Genomic DNA, 23,598 nt, shown 5'->3' on the forward strand with positions numbered 1-23,598 from the left:
GGTTTCTTCCAGTTTGGACATCTACAAATTTGGGCTTCGCCCCCTTTTGTTTTCCGGTTTAAAGGCCGATCCAGAACAAATTCACCATCAAATGCTGCAAGTGTTGAGTCGTCTGGACGATCAGCCCAATCACCCACTTGCGCACTGGGCCAAGCTAGTTCTGAGTCAGTCCTGTCGCTTTTACCACCCGGCTCTAATTCAATCACTGTGGGGCTTGTCCTTTGTGAACCCGATAGGACTGGCAGCTGGTTTTGATAAAGACGGTGTGGCGACTGGTCTCTGGTCAGCTTTTGGGTTTGGGTTTGCTGAACTGGGAACTGTCACCCTACATGCCCAACCCGGCAACCCACCACCCCGTTTGTTTCGCCTGCCGCTCGACCAAGCCGCATTAAATCGCATGGGTTTTAACAACCAGGGAGCTGCGGCCTTAGCCAAGCGTCTGGAAAGGCAGCGACAGCGCTGGATTGACCGAGAAGAAACCAATCTAATTCCGCTGGGGGTGAATTTGGGCAAGTCAAAAGTGACGCCTCTGGAAGCAGCGGCGGTCGATTACCTGGAGAGCTTTCGGCTGTTACAGCACCTGGGAGACTATTTTGTTGTCAACGTCTCGTCGCCTAACACGCCCGGACTGCGCTCTCTGCAAGCTGCCGATCAACTAGATCCAATTTTGAAGGCGCTGCAACAGGAAAATCAGGCTAAAAAGCCGCTTTTGGTGAAGATTGCGCCCGATTTAGACTGGGAGGAAATTGAGGCCGTGATCGAGCTGGCTCAAACCCACCGTTTGGCTGGCTTGATTGCGACTAACACCACGATTCGGCGTGATCAGCTAACCACGCAAACCATTGCGGCAACCGGCAATCCAGTCAGTGCCGAAGCGGGTGGCATCAGCGGTGCTCCCCTGCGCAGCCGAGCCACTGAAGTGATTCGCTTCATTTACCAACAAACTGAGGGAAAATTGCCAATTATTGGTGTTGGCGGTATTTTTGACGCGGAGGATGCCTGGGAAAAACTCACCGCCGGCGCTAGCTTGCTCCAAGTTTACACAGGCTGGCTCTATGAAGGACCCTGGATGGTGCAGCGCATTTTAAAAGGACTGGTAGAAAAACTGGAAGCCCACGGGTTAAGCCATATTTCTGAAGCGACCGGCCTGAGCGAGAAAGCTGGAATATAGGCCACCTTGGGCACGATTTCAGCAAACACAACCCCACCCATTACCCTTGACTTATGAAAGTAGAATTTCGCGAATGTGATTTTTTTGATCTGTGGATTTGGCTGGAGCTGCCACTGCCGCCAGCCCAAATGGAACAGCAGTATCTCGAAGAAGTGTTTAGCTCCTGGTTTTTGCTAGGCAAGCTCGGTGGCTTTAACGCCGAAAACTTGCAAGTGCAGGATGCTGGCCTTGATATTAGCTACATCGATTACGACGAACAAAGCGCTGGTGATAGCTTTATGGCGCTGATGCACAACATGAGCGAGGTCGAGTATCAAGGCAACTGGGCACGCTGCTGGTTTGACCTGGGCACGACCGATGCCCTAGCGCTGGATGTGTTGATCAATGCGCTGGAACAGCTCAGCAAGGACTATGTGCCGATTGAGCGGGTGATTATTGGAGGCGAAAATCCAGACTGGAAGATTCCTGGAAAGAAACGGTCGGAGTTTGTTGATTTAGAAAATAATTGATCACCTTTTTAATGGATCACCCCAACCCAATCCTCACTCCAACTAAGCAACCGCAAATTCGTGTGATTACGCTGGGTCTAATCAAAACCTCCACCCATCTACTGGTCTCCAGTGGCTACGATTCGGTGAAACAGCAAGTCTTCCACCGCGCCCTCGGTGGTGGCGTGGAGTTCGGTGAAGCAGGCCAAGATGCCTTGCGGCGAGAATTCCAGGAAGAAATTCAGGCGGAGCTAACCAATATTCAGTACCTCGGCTGCATCGAAAATCGCTTTGTCCATGAAGGCAAACCAGGACATGAGCTAGTCTTGCTGTATCAGTGCGATTTGGCTGACCCCCAGCTCTACCAGCAAGAAGTCATCTCTGGTTACGAGGGCGATCAAATGTTGACGGCTCACTGGGTCGAGATCGAGCGGTTCAAGTCCGGTGAGCTGCTGCTGGTGCCGCAGGAATGCCTGCAATTTCTCTGAGCTAAGATTGGTCGAACTGAGGGCGCGTGCTGCTTTTTCGAGAACTCGTACTAGAACTCGTCCGCTGAATAACCGGAGTCCATTCCAGCTTCATTATCCTTACGCGAACCCAGCAGTTCCAATCGATCCACGCGGATAATCGGCTTAGTACGGTTGGCTCCAGTAGTGCGGTCTTGCCAATGGTCAAATTTAAGTGGACCGCTGACGCCAATCAAACTGCCTTTGCGCACGTAGTTAGCAGCTGTCTCAGCCGGCTTGCCCCATAGCTCCAGATTGAACCAATCCGGCTCATCGCTATTGCGGCTCAGCTTTCTGACTGCCAGAGTCAGGCTACACTTCACAGCTCCAGACTCAAAGTACTTGACATCTGGATCCCCACCGACACGACCAACCAATGTGACAATATTTAAACTCATAGGACGTCTGCACTGTCTGCACTAAATGAACTGGAAATAAACTGGACTGGATGAGCTGAAGAAAAGGAATAGACGGCTTGAGTTTGGACTTGATGTTTTAGCTTAACCACTTAAAGCTTAACCACTTAAACTCAACCACAAGCCCAACTACCGCAATTTTTGAGCAGAATTTGGTACAGGGGTACTACCCTGTCTTTTTGCTATTTTATATCGACTTTTGAGGAAACGCACCGAATTTGATAGACTGCCAAGGCGTCAAAGTCTAGAGCGCGCGCTAAAGCATTCATCAAAGCGTTAATTTAAATGGCGGTAGGTTGCGCAGATAGCCTGAATGCTATAAATTCAATTGAAACATCAGCCGTGTGGATTCGATTCAGCAGTGGAGCCGTAGCATGAATCCAGCGAAAGGCAGTCATTCCATTGCATTCTGGTTTGTGAACTGGTTCAGTGGTTTATCCTGATTTTGCCACCTTGAACTGAATAGGTTGCTAGCGTTGGCGGGTGCATTTGATGGTAATCTGATTTTTCTAAGGCGACTAGACTCAGATCCAAAAACATATTAGGATCCACCTGTAATTTTGTTAGTTGGAGATTCTGTAGATTCGCACGTGGATCGCGCTGGATTGTTATAAGTTGTTATAGTCTAGTCACAAGTTGAAAGCAGCTAAATTTGGGGGCTTAGAAAGCTAGTGGGTTTCTTCAATCGCTTCTCATTCTCACGTGACATGGGCATCGACCTTGGCACTGCCAACACACTAGTCTATGTGTCTGGTAAGGGCATTGTGTTGCAGGAGCCTTCCGTTGTTGCTATTGACCAGGAAGACAAAGTGCCCTTGGCTGTTGGCGAAGATGCCAAGAAAATGCTGGGACGAACCCCCGGCAACGTAGTTGCATTGCGTCCTCTCCGAGATGGTGTGATTGCCGATTTTGATACGGCAGAACTGATGCTGAAACACTTCATTCAGCGCGTTCATGAAGGTCGTACTGGGCTGATTGCTCCTCGGATTGTGATTGGTATTCCCAGCGGGGTTACGGGCGTTGAGCGTCGAGCTGTTATGGAAGCGGCATCTCAGGCTGGTGCTCGTGATGTTTACCTGATTGACGAACCTGTAGCAGCTGCAATTGGGGCTGGTTTGCCGGTTGCTGAACCGACCGGTAATATGATTATCGACATCGGTGGCGGTACGACTGAAGTGGCAGTTCTCAGCTTGCAGGGCACAGTATTGAGTGAATCGGTGCGGGTGGCCGGAGATGAGCTAAGCGAGGCAATCCTTAATTACATGAAGAAGGTGCACAACCTGGTGATCGGGGAACGCACTGCCGAAGAAATCAAGATCATGGTTGGCTCGGCCTATCCAATGGATGACGATGACGATGCCATCATGGATGTGCGTGGTCTACACCTGCTGTCGGGTTTACCCCGAACCGTGACCGTAAAGGGGCCAGAAATTCGCGAAGCGATGGCCGAACCGCTGTCGGTAATTATTGAAGCTGTAAAACGCACGCTGGAACGTACACCTCCTGAACTCGCGGCTGATATTATCGATCGCGGCATTATGCTAGCTGGGGGTGGGGCACTGCTACGGGGTCTAGATACCTTGATTAGCCACGAAACCGGTATTGTGGTGCATGTGGCTGCTGATCCCTTGAGCTGTGTGGTGCTCGGTACTGGGCGAGTCCTAGAGAACTTTAAGCAACTAGAGCGGGTATTCAGTGGGCGCTCACGCAACTTCTAACCAATTAAATCGATCGCGCCATTGCTCAGCTTTTCTTTTCTGACTGTAGGTAATAAGTAGGATTGCTTATCTCGGAAATTTAGCGCTTGAACTAGAGCTGGCCTTGGGGTAGGTTGGGATAGGTAATAGGACTGGTTGTGGCTGCCGTGTTACCTTGGCGACTGGCCGCAGCTTTGTTCGTGATTCAGATAGAGCACCCTACAGAACTCAATGTACGCAGTACGTCGCTGGTGGGATCGAAATGGCATCAGGCTAGGGCTGATTGGTTTAGCCTTGGGTAGCGCTTGGTTGATTCGGCAAACTCAGGGTGGATTGATTTATGAAGTTTACCGTGGGTTGGCTCAGCCCTTTGTTCCGCAGACTCCTCAAGTCGAACAATCGAAGGACCCGAAGGTATTGGAACTGGAACAGCGGCTGGTTGAATTAGAGAGCCAGAACCGTCAGCTTCAGGAGTTGCTAGGGTATGTGGAAAAGCACCCCAGTGGGGGGACGGTTGCTCCGGTGATTGGTCGTAGCGCTGACCATTGGTGGCAACAAGTCATCCTGGGTCGCGGCAGCAAAGATGGCATTCAGATCGGAGCAATTGTCTCTGGCGATGGTGGTATTGTTGGCCGTGTGGTGCAGGTGACGCCCAACACCAGTCGGGTGTTGCTGATTAGCGATCCGACCAGTCAGGTCGGAGTTACCATCAGCCGCTCACGCAACATGGGATACATCCGGGGGCAAGCCGCCAATCGCGTGATCATGGAATTTTTTGATAAGGTGCCAGATGTGCGTCCGGGAGATGTCGTATCCACCTCTTCCTACAGCCAAATATTCCCAGCAGGTTTACCCGTTGGCGTGGTGGAATCAGTTAATTTGAATAAAAGCCCAGCGCCGGAGGCCGTAGTAGCCTTATCGGCTCCAATCAGTCGTTTAGAATGGGTGATTGTTTCGCCGAATCCGAAGGCGGGTGCAGCAGAGCTATCCTCTCATACCGATCTGGATCCGAATCATAAAAATCAGCTAGAGAGTGCTAGCGGTGTTGCATCAGCAGAGGACAGACCGTGATTGACTTGACCCGTTGGCATCCTACAGCTCGACAAGCGCTCAATTGGGGCGTCACCGTAGGTTCGGTGCTGCTGTGTTTGTTAGTACTACCCACTCGCTTTCCAGGTATGGCTTTGCTGGATGTGGGGCCGAATTGGTTGCTGATTTGGGTGGTCGCTTGGAGCATCAACCGAACCGTATTTGAGGGAGCCACTGCGGGACTAATTTTGGGTTGGCTGCAAGATGGGATGTCCTCTCCTAATCCGACCCACGCTCTCAGCTTGGTGGTAGTGGGTGCGCTCACGGCTCGTTTGCAAAAACAGCGCTATATCCAGGAAGACTTTATTTCGATTGCCTTGATCGTATTTGGCATGGCAGTCTTAGCTGAAACGATCACAGCGATCCAGTTCAGCTTGCAGACCATAGGAATCGCATCTGCAAATCAACAGCTGGGCAATATTTGGCTCTATCATCAGCGCATTGCCCTGACTTCGGCAATTCTGAGCAGCCTTTGGGCACCAGCCGTCTACTACCCCTTAAATCGCTGGTGGGAACACATGGCGGAGTTTGAGCAACCCCAAGCCTAGGCTACGGTTTGAGCAGAGTGCTGAGCAGAATCGGTCAAGAAATGAGCTGCCGAGAGCAAATCAGCATGAATTCGAGTCGGCTGAAATTTCTGCAGGTAGGTCCGGCTGCGAATACCGCAAGTCAACGCAATCGTAGGAATAGAGCTAGCCTGCCCTGCTAGAATGTCTGCCTCAGTGTCACCCACCATCCAGGCTGCAGTCGGAGCACAGTGGCTCATTGCGGTTTGCAGCAGACGAATTTTGTGCTCCGATTGGTTTAGATAGGCCACATCTTCATCCTGAGTACCCCAGATCTGGCTAAACAGCGATTCTAGTTCATGTTCACGCAGAATTTGTGCGGCTTGGTTTTGCTGTCGTAGCGTCACCAGCACCAACCGCACCCCCTGGCTATGGAGGAGCGCTAAGGCCCATTTCACACCTGGCTGGATCTGATCTTGATGCAGCAGCTTGGGCTGATTCACAATTTGCTTCACTCGATCCAGGAATTGTTCAATCTGGTGGCCTCGCAAACCCGAACGCATAGCAATTTCCACATCAGGCGTGCGTTCCTGTTTCATTTGCCAAAACCGCTCTTTGGTCAACTCGTTCAACCGCGGAGCGATGCCTTGCCGCTGATACACTGACTTGATTTCAGCCAGTCCCAATTGATAAGTCTGGTAGTAGCGTTCAGAGACATCTACAATTGGCCCATCAAAGTCACAAAACAAGGTGAGCGGCGCATCAGAGGAAACAGAGGACTGGATGAATCGGTGAGCTGAGCCTGCAGCGGCATGAATCATAAAAATTTACTTAAGAAACCAAATGCGAAATGTTTATTTACATTAGCAACTGTTTTGATAAGTCGTCAATGCATGCCAAAGTTTTTCTATTAAAAAAATTTATATATAAAATATTTCAGAATGACTATAGGAATAATCCGCGATTGCCGTAAGGTTCTGCGCAATCAGCCGCTAGTTTGATTGAATTGGGTTTGACCTTGAGCTTGGCCTGAACGCGACTAGGATGCCGTTTTTTCCAGCAGAATGGTTACGGGTCCGTCATTCTCGATCGAGACTTGCATCATGGCACCAAACTGACCTGTCTCGACTTTTAAGCCACTCTGACGCAGCCTTGTCACAAATTCTTCGTACCGTTTTTCAGCTATGGGCGGAGCTGCTGCTCGATCAAACGATGGCCGTCGGCCTTTGCGACAATCTCCATATAAGGTGAACTGGCTAATCACAAGCAGCTCACCCTGGATTTCCTGAACTGAACAATCGAAGCGGTCGCCTTCAGCACTAGGAAACAGCCTCAGCTCCAGGCATTTTTTGGCCATCCAGTCTAATTCTGCATCCGTGTCGGTCTCGGCAATTCCGACCAACAAATTCAAGCCTCGTCCAATTTTGCCAATCACTTTGCCGTCAACCGTAACTTGAGAAGCAGTGACTCGCTGGATCACGACACGCATAGCCAAGATTTGCCTTGAAATTTCAACTCTTCATTATCGGCCGATCAAGGGTTTAATCAAGAACCCGATGACCCACTGAGATGGGCGAGCTGGCATTTGGTGCAAAGGCCAAAGAATTCTAATGTATGGTAGAAAATTTTGAACTGATAGGACTGGTGCAACTGCGTTTCTAAGTCATGCACTGGGCATTTATCGATGGGGATCGAAATGCCGCACTGAAGGCAGGTGAGGTGATGACGGTCTTCCTGCATGGTGCTGTAGAGAGACTCACCGTTAGCAAGGGTCCGCACCTGCACTGCTCCTTCTAGCTTCAGCGCCTCAAGCGAGCGATAAACCGTAGCCAACCCCATACTTTCATTGCGGTTGCGCAGTTCCATATAAATATCTTGGGCCGAAATAGCACGGTCCAATCGTTTGAGTAAGTTGAGGATTCGATCTTGACTACGAGTCCGTTGGGATTTCATACAGTAACCTGCTGGCTGCTGGGCATGGGGATCGTTGGCAAGCCGGTGATCAGAAGTTATCTCAGCCTGATGTCGTGTGATGGTGTCACGTGGCTCACGATTCGCTTGCTTCCATCATAGAATGAGGTCTATAACGTTCAGCCTAGTCAGCCTAAATTGCCGTGACCCAAACCTATCAAGCTCGGATTTATGTCACCCTGCGCCCTTCGGTGCTTGACCCAGCCGGAACCGCAGTCCAGTCAGGACTGAAACATATGGGCTATGAAAATGTGGAACAGGTGCGGATTGGCAAATATATCGAGTTAGTACTCACCGCCGCCGATGAAGCCGCAGCCCATGAGCAGCTTGACCGCATGTGTGACCAGCTACTAGCTAATCCCGTGATTGAAAACTATCGGTTTGAGCTAACGGCTCTGGCAGTCAGTGGATAAGCGGTAGATAGATGAGTGGATGGGTTGCTTCAACCAACTTGACTACCCAATGCTGACTACTCGATATTGATTGAGGTGGGGCCTGTGCCCGAAGTGGCGGTTGATTCGCCTGGAATCCCAACTTTACGGTAGGTTGCATAGAGCCGGTCGCGCCATACCCAAAACAAATCATAAGCTGGGTTGTCGGCTAATCCTGGCACCCCCATACCCTTCAAAGCTTCGGGTAGCTTGAGGTAAGCCCCCGCAGGGAATTTGACATACATGGTCAACGCCGCCACGGCAAAGTCGGCCAAGGTTGGTTCCTCTCCCAATAAATAGGAACTATCCTGTAACAGCACGCACAGCGATTCTAAATTCTGCTGCATTGTCTGACGAGCGGCTTTGACCGCATCGGGACCAAAACCTGCACCCATGCCCAAGACTTCTAGCGCTTCGGGGGGCACCGAGTCCACCACGGTTCTAAGGAAATCTGGCGTTGAGGATGGTAGGAAGGCTCTACGGAAGGCCGCACTTTGGCTAAAGGCTCCAATCATAACTTTGCGAGCGTTTAACCCAATCGACTCGTCAGCCCACTCTTCCATAACAAAACATAGCGCTCGTTGCTTTGGATCAGTAGGAATAATCGGTCGTTCCGGATAGTGCTGATCAAGGTATTTGGCGATTGCGGTCGAATCTGCAATTACCTCGGCCCCATCTTTGAGGACAGGAACCTGGCGTTGCCCAGATAGACGGTAGAGATCCAGTTGCCCAATTCCGGGCGTTACTTCCACTTTGCGATAGGGCAACCCCTTGTAGTCCAGAATCAACCGAACTTTTTCACAGTAATGCGATAACTCGAATTGGTATAGCTCTAGCATGGCTGCCTCCTAGCAAACAAGAAAATCCTGGCCCATGGCATATTCCCATTGCATATTCCAAGTTACAGCAGATCTTCTGGGAACAGGAGCATCGTCAGAGACAGGGGCCTGCTAACCCAGACATAAATCACCGATATAGGAGACAACTGATTCAGAATTCAAACCAAACTGGCTGCTAATCATATAAAGTTCCTATGGCAAGGCAGGGAACCCGGTCTTAACCAAAACGTCATAAACTGCAAAGGAAGTTAACACTTTCTTGATGGTGCAGTAAGTAAGGACGAAATTCCATGAACTCACTGAATAACGTGAACTTGGTTAAGCGAACAGTTGGTTTGGTTGGTTTTCTGGCCAGTGCAGCGATTGTGCTGCCTGTGGCTGCTCAAGTAAAGCCCGCCACCGAATCACCTGCGCCAGACGCCCAGATGCCCGCGGTTGAATCCCAAACTCCTGAAGTCCAAACTCCGGCATCCGGTGACCCTCAATCCCCGACATTAAGTGTTCCTGCTCAACCTCAAAGTGCTCCATCCGAAGCTGAGGCTCCTACATCCAATACACCGGCTCCCGCACCGGCAGTGGCTGCTACCAGCGGCACGATTGTTGACATTGCTTCAGCCAGCGACTCTTTCCAAACCTTAGTTGCTGCGTTAACCGAAGCTGAATTGGCCGAAGTCCTCGCCGGGGAAGGTCCATTTACAGTGTTTGCCCCAACAGACGAGGCATTTGCCGCTCTACCAGAGGGTACGGTTGAAGAACTGCTCAAGCCCGAGAATCGGGAGCGGCTAGTTACTATTCTGAAGTACCACGTGGTTTCTGGTGCTTATCCCTCTAGCAGCTTGTCTTCAGGTGAAGTTCCTACCGTTGCAGGCAGCCCGGTGATGGTGGATGTCAGTGAAGGTCAAGTTACCGTCAATGGCGCTAATGTGATCCAGCCGGACATCACAGCCACCAATGGCGTTATCCACGTAATCGACCGTGTAATTCTGCCTCCCCAGTAGCTCCGCTAGCTCTGGTTAATCAATTCACTGGATTCACTTTGCTTCACTGTTTAAGGCTCCTCATGCGCAGAGGGTACAGGTTATCTGTGCCCTTTTTACGTTTTAGCCTTGTGGTCAGTAGCCCCACGATCAGGAACCTTGTGGTCATAGAAGACCGTGTTTTTAGAGCACGACAATGGTGAAATGTGTTTCTCGGCCCAAATTGTATGTAAACTTTTATTAAGAGATAGTTTAATCATCTTGCTATGCCAGTTTCCCGTCGGTTTGCGCTCAAATTGCTAGCGGTTGCTTTTCCTAGTGGGTTGGCTGCCTTTAATGCTCCGTCTGCCCTAGCCTTAGGTGGCCCCCAACCACCTTTAAACGAAGTGGCCCCTACCTTTACTCTGCCTACTAATACTGGAGACGGGCAAATTTCCCTGGCCGATTACCGTGGTCAATGGGTTGTGGTTTATTTTTATCCCAAGGATTTCACGCCAGGTTGCACCTTAGAAGCACGCCGGTTTCAGCAGGATTTGCCCAAATACAAAGCGAGAAAGACACAAATTCTAGGCATCAGTGCTGATGATGTGGACTCCCATGCCGAGTTTTGCGACTCGGAAGGGCTGAAGTTTCCGCTGTTGGCCGACGTGGATGGTACGGTGAGCAAAGCGTATGGTGCTTGGTTGGGTTATGCTTCGTTACGCCATACCTATATCGTTGATCCGCAAGGTCGATTACGTGCGATCTTTACCGGCGTGAACCCTGTCGTCCACAGCAAGGAAGTTTTAGCTAGATTAGATGAACTACAGGCTGATTCCTAGCTGGAACGCTGTTGAATAGGGACTGGTGAATCTAGACAGGGGTATGGTTGAGTCGGCTGCAAAACCTGAGTTTCTGGAAATTTTGACGGCTGCTGCTCAGGCGCAAGCATCGAATCGTCCGGCTGCCAGCATGGTTGTTGAAGCTTTGCTGCAGGCCGAAAGGACAGCCAAACAGCAGCGCCACCTCTACCCATCTGAGGCATTATCGGGCGAATGGCAGCTTCGCTTTGCCACTGGAACCCGCAAACTACGCCAGGGTGGCATTGCCCTCAGCAAAGGCTATTACCTACCTCGGTTTGTGCAGGGTCAAATTGGCTTCGAGCCATCACCGGATGCTACCGATCGGTTTCAAATCAGCAATCAACTTCAGGTGGGAGCAATACGCTTTCGGATCACGGGACCGGCTAAATACCTCAACAAGAAAAACCTGCTCGCGTTTGACTTTACGCAGATGGAACTCGCAGTTTTCGGGCAGGTGCTCTATCGGGGTGGCTTCCGGGGTGGACGGATGCAGGCAGATACTTTTGAGCAGCAGCCAATTGCCAAGTTGCCCTTCTTTAGCTTTTTCCTAATCACCAACGATTTTATCGCTGCTCGTGGACGGGGCGGCGGACTGGCAATCTGGGTCAAAGCTCCAGTTTAACTAGAACCGTTAATTGGAACTACCGCGGTGGGAACACTAGACACAGAGACCAGCTTCAGAGGTTAAACAAGAAACCACACGAATTTTACGTCTAAGTAGAACAACATAATTAAACATGAAACCCAAAGGGGGTGTTGTCGCCGCCCGAAGGGCGACAACACCCTGATCTTGGTTTTAATTAAGTTGAATTACTTAGTAATTACTTTGTAATCTATTTGTAATTCACTGGTAATTTACTCATAATTCACAAATCGTTCCCCAGTAATCCATTCGGCTAATTCAATATAGAATCACTGTTCCTACTAGTGCGACCCAGGTTGACGAGAGTTCTGGCAATTTTCGCTTGACTAGCCGCTAAGGGATCTCACTTGCTTTTTCACCCTGATCAAATTTCAACCCCGGATGCACTTAACGATGACCGCCGAAGAAGCTCTACCCATTGTTTGCATCGAAGATTTCTCTGGCTCAAACCAAACAACCTTTTTCAAACTGCTGAAACAGCCTCGCTTTTCAGGGCAGTTGATCTTGTCAGATTGTAAAGGACAGAGCTGGATATTCTACATCTATTTAGGCCGCATTACCTATGCCACTGGTGGTCCCCACAGTTATCGCAGTTGGAAGCGGAATATCCTCACCCATTGTCCCCACATGACGCCTTTCTCATCTTTGGTGAGACAGGCGGCTAAACAAATCCCTGAGCTGGATGCAAACGCCGGTTGGCAACAGCAAATTCTTTCGCTATGGGTAGAGCAACAAAAAATTACGCGGGAGCAGGTAGTCAAAGTTGTGCGAGCCGTTGTTATTGAGGCATTATTTGATGTCACTCAAGCCAGACAGGTTTCTTACCAAATCAAACAGGATCAGGTGTCTGATACACAGCTCGCGTTACTGGATGCGGAACAGATTGCCACAGAAGTTCAAGCCCTGTGGAAAGTCTGGCAGGCAGCAAAAATTGCCGATCGTTCTCCCAATGCGGCTCCGGTGATTCGCCAGCCCCAACAGCTAGAAAAAAGTACCTCTGCCAGCCTGTACCAAGCTCTGAGTAAACTGCTGAACGGACAACGAACATTGCGGGATCTGGCCCTGCAAATGAAACGAGACGTAGTGGATGTAACTCGCTCGCTGTTGCCCTATGTGCAGCGGGGCTTCATTGAATTGGTTGATATTCCAGATCTGACTTGGCCAATTCAGCCATCCTTACCAGTGCAGTCATTGGTTCAAGCTAGTGTAACCAGCCCGTTGATCGTTTGCATCGACGACAGCCCCGTGATTTGCCAGAGCCTGGAAGAAATTATCAAAGGTGCACAATATGAATTTTTGGCTATCAATGATCCGTTGCGAGCCATAGCGCTGCTCATGTCGCGTAAGCCAGCGTTGATATTTCTCGATCTAGTGATGCCAAACGCAAATGGATATGAAATTTGTGGGCAACTGCGAAAGCTGACGATTTTCAAAGAAACGCCAATTGTAATTTTGACTGGGCAAGATGGCATTGTGGATCGAGTGCGGGCCAAGTTGGTTGGAGCGTCTGATTTTCTCTCTAAACCTGTAGAGGCAGCAGCAGTGCTCGGTGTAATTCGGAAACATTTGCGGCATGGGGTTGGGGTTTAAAGGAGGACCAATTGTGCCCTGTTCAAGAAAAGGGGAATCCTGTAATCGAGCCAATTTTTCTGACCAATGGTCAGTCAGTTGCACGGTTCAGATTGGTGAAAGAGACATCTTTTAGCGATTTAGCAATTGTTGTTATTGAGGTAAATAGAGGCAAATATCATGGGAACTGCATTGGTAATCGACGATTCCATGACAGATAGAGAAGTGCTGACTGCCTGCCTAAGGCAAGCTGGAATGACAGTGATGACAGCAACAACGGGTGAAGAGGGACTGGAGAAGCTGAGCATCAGTCAGCCAGACATTATTATCGTTGATGTGGTTTTACCAGGATGCAGCGGTTTTGAGGTTTGCCGTGAGCTAAAAGCACAGGCAAAAACCAGCAAAATTCCAGTCATTATCTCTTCAACAAAAGGAACAGAGATGGATAAATTTTGGGGTATGAAACAGGGTGCAGATGCATATATTCCCAAGCCAATTGATCAGGAGGAGCTAATTCGCACTGTTAAGAAATTGGTTGGATAACGATTGTCGATCGGCTAGTTTGTAAAAAATATGTCTATACGCTCAGGTCTACCACCTTCTGTAAACCATACGGTCAATCCTCAAACAGGTGAGCAGTTCTTGCGTTGCTGTTTAGCCCCTGATGCACTTGTCATGCTACCTGTAGCCCAACTCACTGAGGTTTTGCGCATCCCGATTGAGCAGATTACTCCCATACCGCATCTTCCTGCCTGGGTGATGGGGGTTTACAACTGGCGGGGTGAAGTGCTCTGGATGGTAGACCTGGGCCATCTACTTGGATTTGAGCCTTGGCATCAGCGGTCGGTGAGTCCCCTCTACACAGCCGCCGTTCTTCATGCTGATTTTTCTGATCAACGGTTAGGAGTGAATCATGAGCTTGGAGAAGACCGTCAGATGCTCGGTTTGGTGGTTACTCAAGTACAAGAGATTGAATGGTGCGATCCAGGCCAATTACAATCACCGTCGCCTTCTGCGGTTACACCCGAATTAGCTCCTTTTCTGAGAGGCTATTGGCTAAAGCCAACTGGTGAAGTGCTGGCTAGTTTGGATGGTAATGCATTGCTGGCAGCTATGCCCAAAGCTTGATTCGAACTACAACAGTTGCACTTTTATGGATAGTCAACCTAACTCCTACTCAGTACTCTCAGTATCACCGTTCCATTTGTAGGAAAAATGGCTGCGCTCTATCTGTCGGTGATTAGGTTGAGTTACCGACAGCTGCGATCTTTCAGCTTCAATCTTTATAGTAAACACCGCTCACTCATCTATTCATTGAGATTCGCTTATTGCTTATCGCTTTGGTTGATGCATTTTTCTAGCAACATTCCACCCAATCATTACTTAGTTAGACCTCTATGACTCAGAATCTCTCTGGTTCCGAACTACATGTCAACGGTAATAGCCGTATTGCTTCAATATCGACTCAACCTGATACTACAGCTTCTCATTATGCTGTACCTGAGCCTGAAGTGCAGCCAGCTGCAACAGATACGCTGCTTCAGTCGCCGCAAGCAACTCTAAAATCAAAGCAATTATCGAAATGGCTGAATAAGTCAAATTGGCGTAAGCTGAGCTTGCGAAACAAGGCCACGATCCTGGCGGTTGCGATTGGTACAGTCCCGACCATCCTAGTTGGAGGCAGCGCTTACTACTTTGCCAACAAATCCTTGGTTCAGGAGATCACCAACTCGCAGGCTGCCAGTACCAGCGAAATTGTCGATAAAGTCGCATTCTACATGCGGGAACGGTACGGCGATATTCAAATTATGGCGAATCTGGATGTTTTTACCGATCCCCAGCTGCGACTGACCACCAATCGCCAAGAAAAGCAAGCCGCTCTCGATCAGTTCGTCAAAGCCTATCCCATTTATGACAGTGTGGCCGTTTTTGATTTGAACGGCAATCTGATGGCCCAATCGCAGGGGCAACCTTTGGGCAACCATCGGGATCGGGCCTATTTTCAGCAGGTACTCAAAACCAATCAGCCGGTGATTGCAGATCCGTCAGTTTCCCAATCTTCAGGCATGTTGAGTGTGCATACGGCAGCTCCTGTAAGGGATAAGATCAGCGGACAGACGATTGCAGTAGTTCGTGCTCGCCTGCCCGTTAGCAACCTGCATGAGCTATTGGCAACGATCGTGCAAAGTGGTACGGCCCAGTCTAACCGGATCAACGAAGCAGTGAAATTATACCTGACCGACCGGACTGGCAAAGTGTTTGTTGGTTCCGACCCGGCCTATAGAGCATTGAAGGGATCCCTTGAAGGGACTACGCTGTTCCCACCCTCCTACACAGAAATGCGCGCTGCGAATCAAACCAACGTCAGCCTTGATGCAAAGCAGCTTGTCACCTATGTTCCTTTTCCCCAATATCAAGACAACTTCCGGGCCGAACTGCCAGACCTAGGCTGGCGAGCAGTTGCGACGGTGGATCGGGCCATCGCATTTGCCCCTCAACAGCGGTTGCTTTTCACCCTAATGGCAGGAACAGCCCTGGCGGCGGTGGTGGTTGGTGTATTGGCAGCCTGGATCGCGAACCGAGCAACGCGACCGATTCTGGCTGCTGCTGATGCAGCTGAGAAAATTGGTCAAGGGGAGCTCAACACTCGTCTACAAACAGCAGGAGGCGACGAACTGGCAAAGCTGGGCGCAAACATCAATACAATGGCAGCGCAGCTCCAGGAGATTTTGCAAGAGCAGGAAATGACCGCCGACAAGGCTCGCTTCCTGACCTCCATCACGGCTGAATCTCGGGCCAACAATGAAGCAGCTCTCAACCAGGTGTTTGATCAAGCCTTGGAAAAAGCCCGCCAGTATCTGCAGGTGGATCGGGTGGTGATCTATCGGTTTAAGCCCGATTGGAGTGGTTTTATTTCGCATGAGTCGGTGGCGGCAGGTTTACCAAAAGCACTGGAAAAGAAATTGGAAGATCCCTGCATTCCCCAGCATCTGCTTGACGCTTATCGCAACGGTCGGATTGTTCCCACTAGCGATGTGTTTCGCGCGAACTTCCATCCAGACCATGAAAAACTGATGGAGCGCTTGCAGATTAAAGCTAATCTGGTGGTCCCCATTCTCAACCAGGGCCATTTATTCGGTCTGCTCGTGGCTCACCAGTGCCACCAAACCTATTTCTGGAAACAATCTGAAATCGAGTTTTTATCGCAGTTAGCTACCCAGCTTGGCGTTGCGCTATCGGTGCAAGAGTTAGAAGAGGCGCGCCGCATCGCTGAAACGCTGGCAGCCGAACAAACTCAGTTAAAAGAGAACCTCCAGCGCCGTGCGTTGGATTTGTTGTTAGCCGTTGATCCGGTCAGCAAAGGAGATCTGACGGTCCACGCGAGAGTCACTGAGGATGAAATTGGCACGATCGCCGATTCCTATAACGCCACCATCAACAGTTTGAGGAAAATTGTGGTGCAGGTGCAAGAAGCAGCTGTGCAGGTAGTTGCCACAACTAACAGCAACGAAGCAGCTGTGCGGGAACTATCAACTGGAGCATTGCAGCAAACCGCAGAAATTTCTGCGGCCCTCGATCGGATTCAGGAGATGGCAACCTCGATTCAAATCGTGGCTCAAGACGCTCGCCAAGCCGAAGTTGCGATGCGGCAAGCGGTTGAAACGGTACAGACTGGAGATGTGGCGATGAACAGAACTGTAGAAGGAATTTTGGCAATTCGAGAAACGGTTGGTGAAACAGCTAAAAAGGTCAAACGGTTAGGTGAATCGTCGCAGAAAATTTCCAAGGTTGTGAACTTGATTAGTACGTTTGCGGCCCAAACCAACTTGCTAGCTTTGAATGCCTCGATCGAAGCCGCTCGCGCTGGCGAAGAAGGGCGTGGCTTCGCGGTGGTGGCCGATGAGGTGCGCTCCTTAGCCCGTCAGTCGGCAGAAGCAACAGCAGAAATTGAGAAGCTGGTAGCTAGCATTCAGACGGAGACGAAGGATGTAGTAGCGGCAATGGAAGCCGGAACAGAACAAGTCGTGACCGGAACTCAACTGGTGGACGAAGCGCGGCAAAACCTGACCCAAATTGCCACCGTCAGCGCTCAGATCAGCGAACTTGTCAACGCAATTGCCCAAGCCGCCCAGATGCAGTCCCGCACCTCTGAAACCGTGACTCAAACCATGTCGGACATAGCCGCCATTGCCGATCAAACCTCCAGCGAAGCCACCCAAGTTTCTGATGCCTTTAAGCAGCTTTTGAATGTGGCTCAAGCGCTTCAAGCAGAAGTCAGCCAGTTTAAGGTGCGCTAAGGTCAACCTCTCTATTCTTCTGATCCTTATATCCTCTTCTGATCCTTATATCCAGGCTCAATCCCGCTTATGCTCAGTCCTGATATCCGCGACCAAGCCTATCAATTTTTCATCGAAGAAGCGCCAGAGTTGCTGGAAGGAATCGAGAGTGGTTTATTGCGGCTGCGGCAGGGCCGAACTACGGCAGACGTGCATGAACTGATGCGAGCGGCCCATTCGATTAAAGGTGGAGCAGCTAGTGTACAGCTTGATTTGATCAAAACCATTGCCCACCGCTTGGAAACCATTTTCAAAGCCTTGTATGACGACAGTGTCGCCGTAGATTTGACATTAGAGAGCCAGTTGCTAGAAGCCTACGACTGCTTGCGATTACCATTAATCCAGCAAATTGAGATGGGTTACGTCGATGCAGAGCAGGCGCTCACCAAGGCAGAAGCTATTTTTGCTCAGTTGGAAAATCGCCTTGCTGCCTCGCTTGCCCAAGCCGACGGCTATATTCCCACATCGTCAGATCTAGGAGTTGATATGGTAGGCTCCATTTTTGAAATTGATGTAGCGCAAGGTTTAGAGCGGTTCTCTGCAGTGTTGCAGCAGCCCGATGCCTACCCAGTAGCAGGGGAATTGCAAGCGCAGGCAGAAGTGTTTATGGGATTAGCAGAATTACTGGATTTACCAGGATTTGCTGCGATTGCTCAAACCGCGCTGACTGCATTAGAGACCCATCCCGATCAAGCGTTGCGAATTTTGCAGCTTGCCTATGCTGATTTTATTGCGGGACGGGAAGCGGTCTTGCAAGGCGATCGCACTCAAGGAGGAACACCTTCGGCTGAACTGTTAGCTTTAACAGATGCAGATTATCTAGACCCTAGCCAACCAGGTAATGACCGTTCAGATCATCTATTTGACAAGTCGTCTGAGAATAGCCAGGACGACTTATTTGATAACTTATCTAATTTGGCATCTGTTTTCAGCGAGGAGCTAATCGATCGTTTGGATCTGGAAGAATTAACAGCGCTAGATTTTATAGAGAGGAATATTCAGACAGATACAGCAGTAGATACAGAGATTTATGCAGAAAAAGATAATCTAATTGATGTAGAAGCAGATCATCCTCTAGTGCCAGAAGCAGCGCCATTTCAGGAATTGTTTGGCATTGAGCCAGAGTTAAATAGCACGCCCGTTCCCGTTCCGATTGATGCTGCCTCTGTGCCTACAGAACAGCCTGAAGTCGAGCTATTTCCTGAAAAGCAGGAAGGGGATCAAACTAGCACGGAACTTTCCCTCGATATGGCTGTGCGAGCTGCTGAGCAGCTATTTGATCAACTGCCTGCTTTGGCAGACGAAATCCAAGCTCAAATCCCTGATTTTTCTGATAACAAATCCGTAGCCGCGAGCGCGCCTGAGGAAGAAACCAACTGGAAACAGTATGTGCGTCCAACTCAGACCGGCAAATCGACTCCATCCACCTCTACCAACTTAACGATTCGAGTTGATCTGCATCGGCTGGAGCGAATGAACAATTTAGTCAGCGAATTGGCGATCAACCGCAACAGTTTGTCTTTGCAACATGAGCAGCTTCAGGCAGCGGTACGGGACTTAGGTGAGCGATTTGAGCAGTTTCAGAGCTTGATTGAACGCTTGCGAGAGGTTTCTGACCGCATGCTGGTGGCTACAGCGGATCGTTCTAGCCCTCAATTGGGCTCAAGCGACGCCACCTCTACCCTCCTGGCTGGCTTCGATACCTTAGAAATGGACCGCTACAGCACGCTGCATTTTCAACTTCAGGAAATTTGGGAGCAAGTGATCCAGCTCGAAGAGGGACTAGAAGATGTCGGCCTATTTGCGGGTCAATCCAACCAAACTCTCACCGAACAACGGCAAAAGCTGACCCAACTGCAAAACGAACTGATGTGGGCACGCATGCTGCCCTTGGGCAATGTGTTGAACCGCTTTCCGCGAGTTTTGCGTGACCTCTCTGCCAAATACAACAAATCCGTTAGCCTCAAACTCAGCGGTACCAGCGTGTTAGTAGACAAAATGGTGCTAGAAAAACTCTATGACCCATTGTTGCACTTACTGCGGAACGCCTTTGATCACGGAATTGAAACGCCGGAGATACGACAGCAGCGAGGTAAACCGGAACAGGGCAGCATCGAAATTCGCGCCTATCATCGTGGGAACCAAACGCTGATTGATATCGTGGATGATGGTCAAGGCATTGATGTGCAGCGGATTAGCAAACGAGCCGTCGAATTAGGCTGGTTATCTGCCGAAGCGTTAGAAACCGCAAAACCGACCCAATTGCTTGATTTCATTTTTGAACCGGGCTTTTCTACCGCAAGTCAGGTGAGTGAATTATCAGGGCGGGGAGTTGGTTTGGATGTGGTGCGCTCCCAGGTGCGGGCATTGAAAGGTAGCCTGTCGGTCAATTCCAGACCCGGTCAAGGGACTACCTTCACACTGCGCATTCCTCTCACCCTAACGATCGCCAAGCTATTGACCTGCCTGGTGAATGCCACACCAATTGCCGTTCCTGCTGACAGCATCGAAGAAATTTTAGTGCCCAAAGCAGAACAGCTCAAACAAACGGGTTCACAGCGGTTTCTACACTGGCGGAGCCAATTGGTGCCGATGTATCGACTGGCTGATTTGCTTCACTATGCCTGCCCACTGCCGGAAAATTCCATCCGTGCCACGCTGTCTGGCTCACCTGCTCCAAAGGAATGGGCAATGCCTATCTTGGTGATTCAGCGGGCACAGCATAGCTTTGCGCTAGAAGTGGATCGACTGATTACCGAACAGGAGTTGGTGATCAAACCGTTCGGAGCCGCCATTGCTCCCCCAGCCTACACCTATGGCTGCACCATCTTGAGTGACGGTAGCCTAGTACCCGTGATCGATGCCGCGACCTTAGTGGATCTGATGCTAGATCCCAGTTCAGGAACCTCAGCCACTCACACTGCCCTAGCCGCCAACCTGTCTTCCTCAAGGCAGCCAATGCGGCCTAGCGCCTTATCAACTAGAGCTACCCAGACAATTCTCGTGGTGGACGATTCTGCAACACTGCGGCGCATGTTGGCACTGACGCTAGAGAAAAGTGGCTATCGGGTTCTGCAAGCCCGTGATGGCCAAGAAGCCCTATCCCACCTCCAGCAAAGTTCATCGGTGCAGTTGGTGATCTGCGATATTGAAATGCCTAATATGAACGGCTTCGAGTTTCTGAGCCAACGACGCCAAGATCCGAATCTAACTGCTATTCCAGTTGTTATTCTTACGTCTCGCAATAACGAAAAGCACCGCCGTCTAGCTATGCACTTAGGAGCAACTACCTATTTCAGTAAACCTTACATTGAGCATGAACTACTGGATGCCCTCAAACATCTTCTAGTGCAATCTTAAGTCGGTTAATAAAATTATTGAGAAAGCTGCTGAGTAGTCACTCTTTATTGGTTATTGGTTATTGGCTATTGGCTATTGACTGCTGGTTACCATCATTTACTCTTTGCGATGTCACAATCTTCTATATCTTCTCAAGATTCATCAATCGTTCATCCTAACGCTAAATTAGTTGCATTCTCTGTCGGTCAACTGACGTTAGCTGCTCGGATCGAGCAGGTGGACAAAGTTGTGAACTTACCAACTGTATATGGGAGTGGCCTCAAGCCCGTAGGGCTGGCCCAAGTAGATGAGCACGACATTACGGTGATTGATCTACAGCGACATCTGTTTGGCATCACGGCTCAATCAATGCCAACGCCCTATCTAATTCTGCTGCATACCCGCAGTGGTGAAGGCATCGGTATTCCGGTCAGCGATACACCCATACTGATAGAAGTACCAACCAACCTAATCCGCAGCTTACCAGCGTCCTACCGTCGGGCCGATACCCTAGAAATCGCTAGCCATATTGCCATTATTTCTGAAGCCGAGCAAACTCGGACATTGTTCCTCCTCGATGTGGAACAGTTGAGTAGTTCAATCCAAATCCATTGATCAGCTCTCGTTTCGTCGGCGACGAGCTAACTTCCCGTCTTTAACTGTTGATTACTTTTGTATGTCAAGGTGCATTTGCGATTGATCTCTCTATCTCGGCCTCACTTCTGGAACGGGTAGGGGCATTGGGTTCCTGCACAACGCCGTTATAGGATTGGGTTTCTATAGTTAGCACCTGGGGTGGAGTAGAATCAGGTGGATAGAGGAACTGAACTTCAACTTGGCGGCGCTGCCCCCTGGGCAACGTCAGCCGAATCAGGGGTTGTCCCTGCTGACCACGGCGCTGAACTAGGTGCATGTAGCGAGTTTGCCGGATGCCCAGGTCATCGGTATAGCGCAGGCGTATTGTGCCGCGAAAGAAAATTTGATCGTAGGGTGGATTGCGAAACCGTAGAGCTTCCCCTTTCAATCGTTCATCTTGCAGCGGTGTTTGCAGCATAATGGCTACTCGCTGGGGCGAATCTGTGTCATTGCGTAGCGGCAAGGTGATGTTATAGAGAATGCCATAGTTACCGTGGGCACGATAGGCAGTATCAGGATAGCGAACAAGCATAGGTGCACTTTGGATTTGTCCAGTGCCGAATGTATTGCGATCAACGCTGCTAATTACATAGGAAATGGCTTCACCCGGTTGTGGAATGCTGAGGTAATCCACATCGGGTTTATCAGTAACTCTAGCGGTCCACTGAGAGCCTTGCGCTACTCCAGCCACCCGGCCATAGTAGAACCGAGGCACAAATCGCGTATCCGGCGGCGTTGGCTGTCGGTCTCGCGGACCAGACACATCGGAGGTTCGCAGCAGTTGCACCCACTCCGACAAACTGGGAACCCGCTCATCACCTGTTGGCGTGCGGGGAGCATACATGGCTAAACTCGCCACATACACCGGACCGCTGCTCGAAAGTCGCATCAGGATTGTACGACCGTTGATTGGAACTGGACGATTGTCGTTGACCGGGGGGCGAGATGGGGGCGGAGGACTAGCTGGGCTAGCTGCACCGACTGGATTTGTAGCATTTCGAGTTGAAGCCAGCGTTACCGCGCTCGCCGTTGATTGGGTGTCTAGTTGGGGTTGGGCGATGGTGGTTGGAAATCCCGGAATAATTGAACCGGGTGGCAGCGTGCCGTTAGTTGCCACAGTCAAACGTCGAAGTGGAATTGGTACATTGACAAGCAGTTGGGCGCTCTTAGCTGGAATGGTTACATGGCTCGGCCACTGGTACTGCCGCTCACCTCGCAACACATCATTCATCACCCGACTGCCCGGTCCCGCAAATACGGTACCCATCGGATTGGCGACATAGGCGGGTAAATCGTTGAACGGAGCTTCTTGGCTAAGATAGGTGACACCCTGCAAAATATCAAGTTTGATCGGTCGGTCGGCTGGGTTGTACACCACAACGCCTACATACAGCGTTCGCACATCATCGGCATTTATTCCTCTGGCAACATGATGAGCAAAAATGTCAAAGCGGCCTTGCAGCGGATGGTTGAGATGGGCCGATCGAACTTGCATTCCCTCGGGTGGAAAGGTGGAGAGCAAAATGCCGTCTTTTTGAATCAACTCAGGGCTATTACTGTTAAATACCGGAACGTCATCCAACTGCCCCGGTAAAGGACGTACTTGCTGAGATCGAACAATGTCCGAGCGTTGGGGAACTGTCTCCGGCAGAGGAGGTGTATCGGGTAGAGCAATAGGAGTTCCAGAAAACGGATCGCTGCTGACCGTGATTGGCGCTGGAAAGGTGCTTGAGACCGGCTCTGTTGAAGCGAGAGATGCAGGTAGGTTGGGTGCAGAAAGGGGTGAAAGAATTTGAGCGAGTGGTAATAACGATAAAACTTTGAGCATGAGCGAACTTGACAAACCTTAAAGATCAACAGACAACACAACTAGCAATTGGTTGATGCACCAGCGAGCAGACTAATTATGCCCAAAACGAACAATTTGCGCCCGAATAATGGCTAGATGCGTAATCATACGGGATTTCCTCACTTTTTTGATCCGTCAACTACGCAGCAACGGGGTGAATAGCCCATCCTCCACCATATCATTAAGGAAATCTATATTTATACTCAACCGCCAAATAATCTTCATAACACGCATTGGAATTCGATTGGACCCTGATTCGCTAGAACTCCTAAGAATCGCGAGCTGCCAGAGC

At 50.1% G+C, this 23,598-nt stretch carries 22 protein-coding genes; 16 read left to right on the top strand and 6 right to left on the bottom strand.

The window, feature by feature from the left end:
• The first annotated feature begins 13 nt into the window (after nt 1–13).
• Genes HJG54_RS13450 through HJG54_RS13460 form a run of 3 tightly spaced genes read left to right on the top strand, consistent with a single transcriptional unit; the run spans nt 14 to nt 2,147 of the window.
• A complete protein-coding gene (locus HJG54_RS13450; RefSeq protein WP_316435502.1) occupies nt 14–1,171 on the top strand; it encodes a quinone-dependent dihydroorotate dehydrogenase in 1,158 nt (385 codons plus the stop codon).
• 53 nt (nt 1,172–1,224) lie between these two features.
• Complete coding sequence (locus HJG54_RS13455) at nt 1,225–1,680, top strand: DUF3531 family protein (protein WP_316435503.1); 456 nt, start codon at nt 1,225–1,227, stop codon at nt 1,678–1,680.
• 11 nt (nt 1,681–1,691) lie between these two features.
• Entirely contained in the window at nt 1,692–2,147 is a 456-nt protein-coding gene (locus tag HJG54_RS13460) for an NUDIX hydrolase (protein ID WP_316435504.1), read from the top strand.
• Nucleotides 2,148–2,197: 50 nt separating this feature from the next.
• On the opposite strand, the gene HJG54_RS13465 is transcribed toward HJG54_RS13460, so the two are convergent.
• The gene (locus HJG54_RS13465) at nt 2,198–2,563 is read right to left on the bottom strand and encodes a single-stranded DNA-binding protein (protein WP_316435505.1); all 366 of its coding nucleotides are present in this window, start codon (nt 2,561–2,563) and stop codon (nt 2,198–2,200) included.
• Nucleotides 2,564–3,252: 689 nt separating this feature from the next.
• Here HJG54_RS13465 and HJG54_RS13470 point away from each other — a divergent pair.
• The 3 genes from HJG54_RS13470 to mreD all read left to right on the top strand — a co-directional run bounded on the left by HJG54_RS13470 (nt 3,253) and on the right by mreD (nt 5,915).
• Entirely contained in the window at nt 3,253–4,299 is a 1,047-nt protein-coding gene (locus tag HJG54_RS13470) for a rod shape-determining protein (protein ID WP_263975532.1), read from the top strand.
• Between the two features lie 210 nt (nt 4,300–4,509).
• Nucleotides 4,510–5,349, top strand: a complete 840-nt coding sequence (gene mreC, locus HJG54_RS13475) for a rod shape-determining protein MreC (RefSeq protein ID WP_316435506.1) — start codon at nt 4,510–4,512, stop codon at nt 5,347–5,349.
• A complete protein-coding gene (mreD, locus tag HJG54_RS13480) occupies nt 5,346–5,915 on the top strand; it encodes a rod shape-determining protein MreD (protein ID WP_316435508.1) in 570 nt (189 codons plus the stop codon). The genes mreC and mreD overlap by 4 nt, the downstream gene beginning before the upstream one ends.
• Here the strand turns inward: mreD and HJG54_RS13485 are convergent.
• The 3 genes from HJG54_RS13485 to HJG54_RS13495 all read right to left on the bottom strand — a co-directional run bounded on the left by HJG54_RS13485 (nt 5,912) and on the right by HJG54_RS13495 (nt 7,826).
• Nucleotides 5,912–6,694: an HAD family hydrolase gene (locus tag HJG54_RS13485; protein ID WP_316435509.1), complete on the bottom strand. Its 783-nt coding sequence runs from the start codon at nt 6,692–6,694 to the stop codon at nt 5,912–5,914. The two genes, mreD and HJG54_RS13485, sit on opposite strands and share 4 nt — an antisense overlap.
• Nucleotides 6,695–6,912: 218 nt before the next feature.
• Nucleotides 6,913–7,362, bottom strand: a complete 450-nt coding sequence (gene dtd, locus HJG54_RS13490; RefSeq protein ID WP_316435510.1) for a D-aminoacyl-tRNA deacylase — start codon at nt 7,360–7,362, stop codon at nt 6,913–6,915.
• A gap of 56 nt (nt 7,363–7,418) precedes the next feature.
• Nucleotides 7,419–7,826: a Fur family transcriptional regulator gene (locus HJG54_RS13495; protein ID WP_316435511.1), complete on the bottom strand. Its 408-nt coding sequence runs from the start codon at nt 7,824–7,826 to the stop codon at nt 7,419–7,421.
• A gap of 161 nt (nt 7,827–7,987) precedes the next feature.
• On the opposite strand from HJG54_RS13495, the gene purS reads away from it, so the two are divergent.
• Nucleotides 7,988–8,257, top strand: a complete 270-nt coding sequence (gene purS / locus HJG54_RS13500; protein WP_316435512.1) for a phosphoribosylformylglycinamidine synthase subunit PurS — start codon at nt 7,988–7,990, stop codon at nt 8,255–8,257.
• Nucleotides 8,258–8,313: 56 nt separating this feature from the next.
• Here the strand turns inward: purS and HJG54_RS13505 are convergent, their stop codons facing one another.
• Nucleotides 8,314–9,114 carry a glutathione S-transferase family protein gene (locus HJG54_RS13505; protein ID WP_316435513.1) on the bottom strand — a complete coding sequence of 267 codons (801 nt, stop codon included), beginning with the start codon at nt 9,112–9,114 and terminating at the stop codon, nt 8,314–8,316.
• A gap of 290 nt (nt 9,115–9,404) precedes the next feature.
• Here HJG54_RS13505 and HJG54_RS13510 point away from each other — a divergent pair, with 290 nt between their 5' ends.
• The 9 genes from HJG54_RS13510 (at nt 9,405) to HJG54_RS13550 (ending at nt 21,436) form a co-directional block, all read left to right on the top strand.
• Nucleotides 9,405–10,112, top strand: a complete 708-nt coding sequence (locus HJG54_RS13510) for a fasciclin domain-containing protein (protein ID WP_316435514.1) — start codon at nt 9,405–9,407, stop codon at nt 10,110–10,112.
• A 245-nt stretch (nt 10,113–10,357) separates the two neighbouring features.
• Nucleotides 10,358–10,912: a peroxiredoxin gene (locus tag HJG54_RS13515; protein ID WP_316435515.1), complete on the top strand. Its 555-nt coding sequence runs from the start codon at nt 10,358–10,360 to the stop codon at nt 10,910–10,912.
• 43 nt (nt 10,913–10,955) lie between these two features.
• Nucleotides 10,956–11,555 (top strand): hypothetical protein, encoded by a 600-nt coding sequence (locus HJG54_RS13520; RefSeq protein ID WP_316435516.1) that lies wholly within the window; start codon nt 10,956–10,958, stop codon nt 11,553–11,555.
• A 414-nt stretch (nt 11,556–11,969) separates the two neighbouring features.
• On the top strand, nt 11,970–13,166 hold the full coding sequence (locus tag HJG54_RS13525; RefSeq protein WP_316435517.1) for a response regulator: 1,197 nt from the start codon (nt 11,970–11,972) through the stop codon (nt 13,164–13,166).
• A gap of 159 nt (nt 13,167–13,325) precedes the next feature.
• Complete coding sequence (locus tag HJG54_RS13530) at nt 13,326–13,688, top strand: response regulator transcription factor (protein ID WP_036005902.1); 363 nt, start codon at nt 13,326–13,328, stop codon at nt 13,686–13,688.
• Nucleotides 13,689–13,718: 30 nt separating this feature from the next.
• Nucleotides 13,719–14,273, top strand: coding sequence for a chemotaxis protein CheW (locus HJG54_RS13535; protein ID WP_316435519.1), 555 nt, complete (start codon nt 13,719–13,721; stop codon nt 14,271–14,273).
• 269 nt (nt 14,274–14,542) lie between these two features.
• Nucleotides 14,543–17,443, top strand: a complete 2,901-nt coding sequence (locus HJG54_RS13540) for a methyl-accepting chemotaxis protein (RefSeq protein ID WP_316435520.1) — start codon at nt 14,543–14,545, stop codon at nt 17,441–17,443.
• A gap of 69 nt (nt 17,444–17,512) precedes the next feature.
• Nucleotides 17,513–20,842, top strand: a complete 3,330-nt coding sequence (locus HJG54_RS13545; RefSeq protein WP_316435522.1) for a hybrid sensor histidine kinase/response regulator — start codon at nt 17,513–17,515, stop codon at nt 20,840–20,842.
• A 108-nt stretch (nt 20,843–20,950) separates the two neighbouring features.
• Nucleotides 20,951–21,436: a chemotaxis protein CheW gene (locus tag HJG54_RS13550; RefSeq protein ID WP_316435524.1), complete on the top strand. Its 486-nt coding sequence runs from the start codon at nt 20,951–20,953 to the stop codon at nt 21,434–21,436.
• A gap of 64 nt (nt 21,437–21,500) precedes the next feature.
• Here the strand turns inward: HJG54_RS13550 and HJG54_RS13555 are convergent, their stop codons facing one another.
• On the bottom strand, nt 21,501–23,285 hold the full coding sequence (locus HJG54_RS13555; RefSeq protein ID WP_316435525.1) for a DUF3370 domain-containing protein: 1,785 nt from the start codon (nt 23,283–23,285) through the stop codon (nt 21,501–21,503).
• Between the last annotated feature and the right edge of the window lie 313 nt (nt 23,286–23,598).

Origin of the sequence: Leptolyngbya sp. NK1-12 (assembly GCF_032598965.1) — a bacterium.
Taxonomy (GTDB): Bacteria; Cyanobacteriota; Cyanobacteriia; order Elainellales; family Elainellaceae; genus Elainella.

Excerpts from the sequence above, each read along its gene's own strand:
- mreC (WP_316435506.1), top strand. The coding sequence starts at position 4,510 with ATGTACGCAGTACGTCGCTGGTGGGATCGAAATGGCATCAGGCTAGGG.
- HJG54_RS13495 (WP_316435511.1), bottom strand. The coding sequence starts at position 7,826 with ATGAAATCCCAACGGACTCGTAGTCAAGATCGAATCCTCAACTTACTC.
- HJG54_RS13530 (WP_036005902.1), top strand. The coding sequence starts at position 13,326 with ATGGGAACTGCATTGGTAATCGACGATTCCATGACAGATAGAGAAGTG.
- HJG54_RS13550 (WP_316435524.1), top strand. The coding sequence starts at position 20,951 with ATGTCACAATCTTCTATATCTTCTCAAGATTCATCAATCGTTCATCCT.
- dtd (WP_316435510.1), bottom strand. The coding sequence starts at position 7,362 with ATGCGTGTCGTGATCCAGCGAGTCACTGCTTCTCAAGTTACGGTTGAC.
- HJG54_RS13505 (WP_316435513.1), bottom strand. The coding sequence starts at position 9,114 with ATGCTAGAGCTATACCAATTCGAGTTATCGCATTACTGTGAAAAAGTT.
- HJG54_RS13485 (WP_316435509.1), bottom strand. The coding sequence starts at position 6,694 with ATGATTCATGCCGCTGCAGGCTCAGCTCACCGATTCATCCAGTCCTCT.
- HJG54_RS13540 (WP_316435520.1), top strand. The coding sequence starts at position 14,543 with ATGACTCAGAATCTCTCTGGTTCCGAACTACATGTCAACGGTAATAGC.
- HJG54_RS13535 (WP_316435519.1), top strand. The coding sequence starts at position 13,719 with ATGTCTATACGCTCAGGTCTACCACCTTCTGTAAACCATACGGTCAAT.
- HJG54_RS13465 (WP_316435505.1), bottom strand. The coding sequence starts at position 2,563 with ATGAGTTTAAATATTGTCACATTGGTTGGTCGTGTCGGTGGGGATCCA.
- HJG54_RS13520 (WP_316435516.1), top strand. The coding sequence starts at position 10,956 with ATGGTTGAGTCGGCTGCAAAACCTGAGTTTCTGGAAATTTTGACGGCT.
- HJG54_RS13460 (WP_316435504.1), top strand. The coding sequence starts at position 1,692 with ATGGATCACCCCAACCCAATCCTCACTCCAACTAAGCAACCGCAAATT.
- HJG54_RS13555 (WP_316435525.1), bottom strand. The coding sequence starts at position 23,285 with ATGCTCAAAGTTTTATCGTTATTACCACTCGCTCAAATTCTTTCACCC.
- HJG54_RS13510 (WP_316435514.1), top strand. The coding sequence starts at position 9,405 with ATGAACTCACTGAATAACGTGAACTTGGTTAAGCGAACAGTTGGTTTG.
- HJG54_RS13515 (WP_316435515.1), top strand. The coding sequence starts at position 10,358 with ATGCCAGTTTCCCGTCGGTTTGCGCTCAAATTGCTAGCGGTTGCTTTT.
- HJG54_RS13525 (WP_316435517.1), top strand. The coding sequence starts at position 11,970 with ATGACCGCCGAAGAAGCTCTACCCATTGTTTGCATCGAAGATTTCTCT.
- HJG54_RS13455 (WP_316435503.1), top strand. The coding sequence starts at position 1,225 with ATGAAAGTAGAATTTCGCGAATGTGATTTTTTTGATCTGTGGATTTGG.
- HJG54_RS13545 (WP_316435522.1), top strand. The coding sequence starts at position 17,513 with ATGCTCAGTCCTGATATCCGCGACCAAGCCTATCAATTTTTCATCGAA.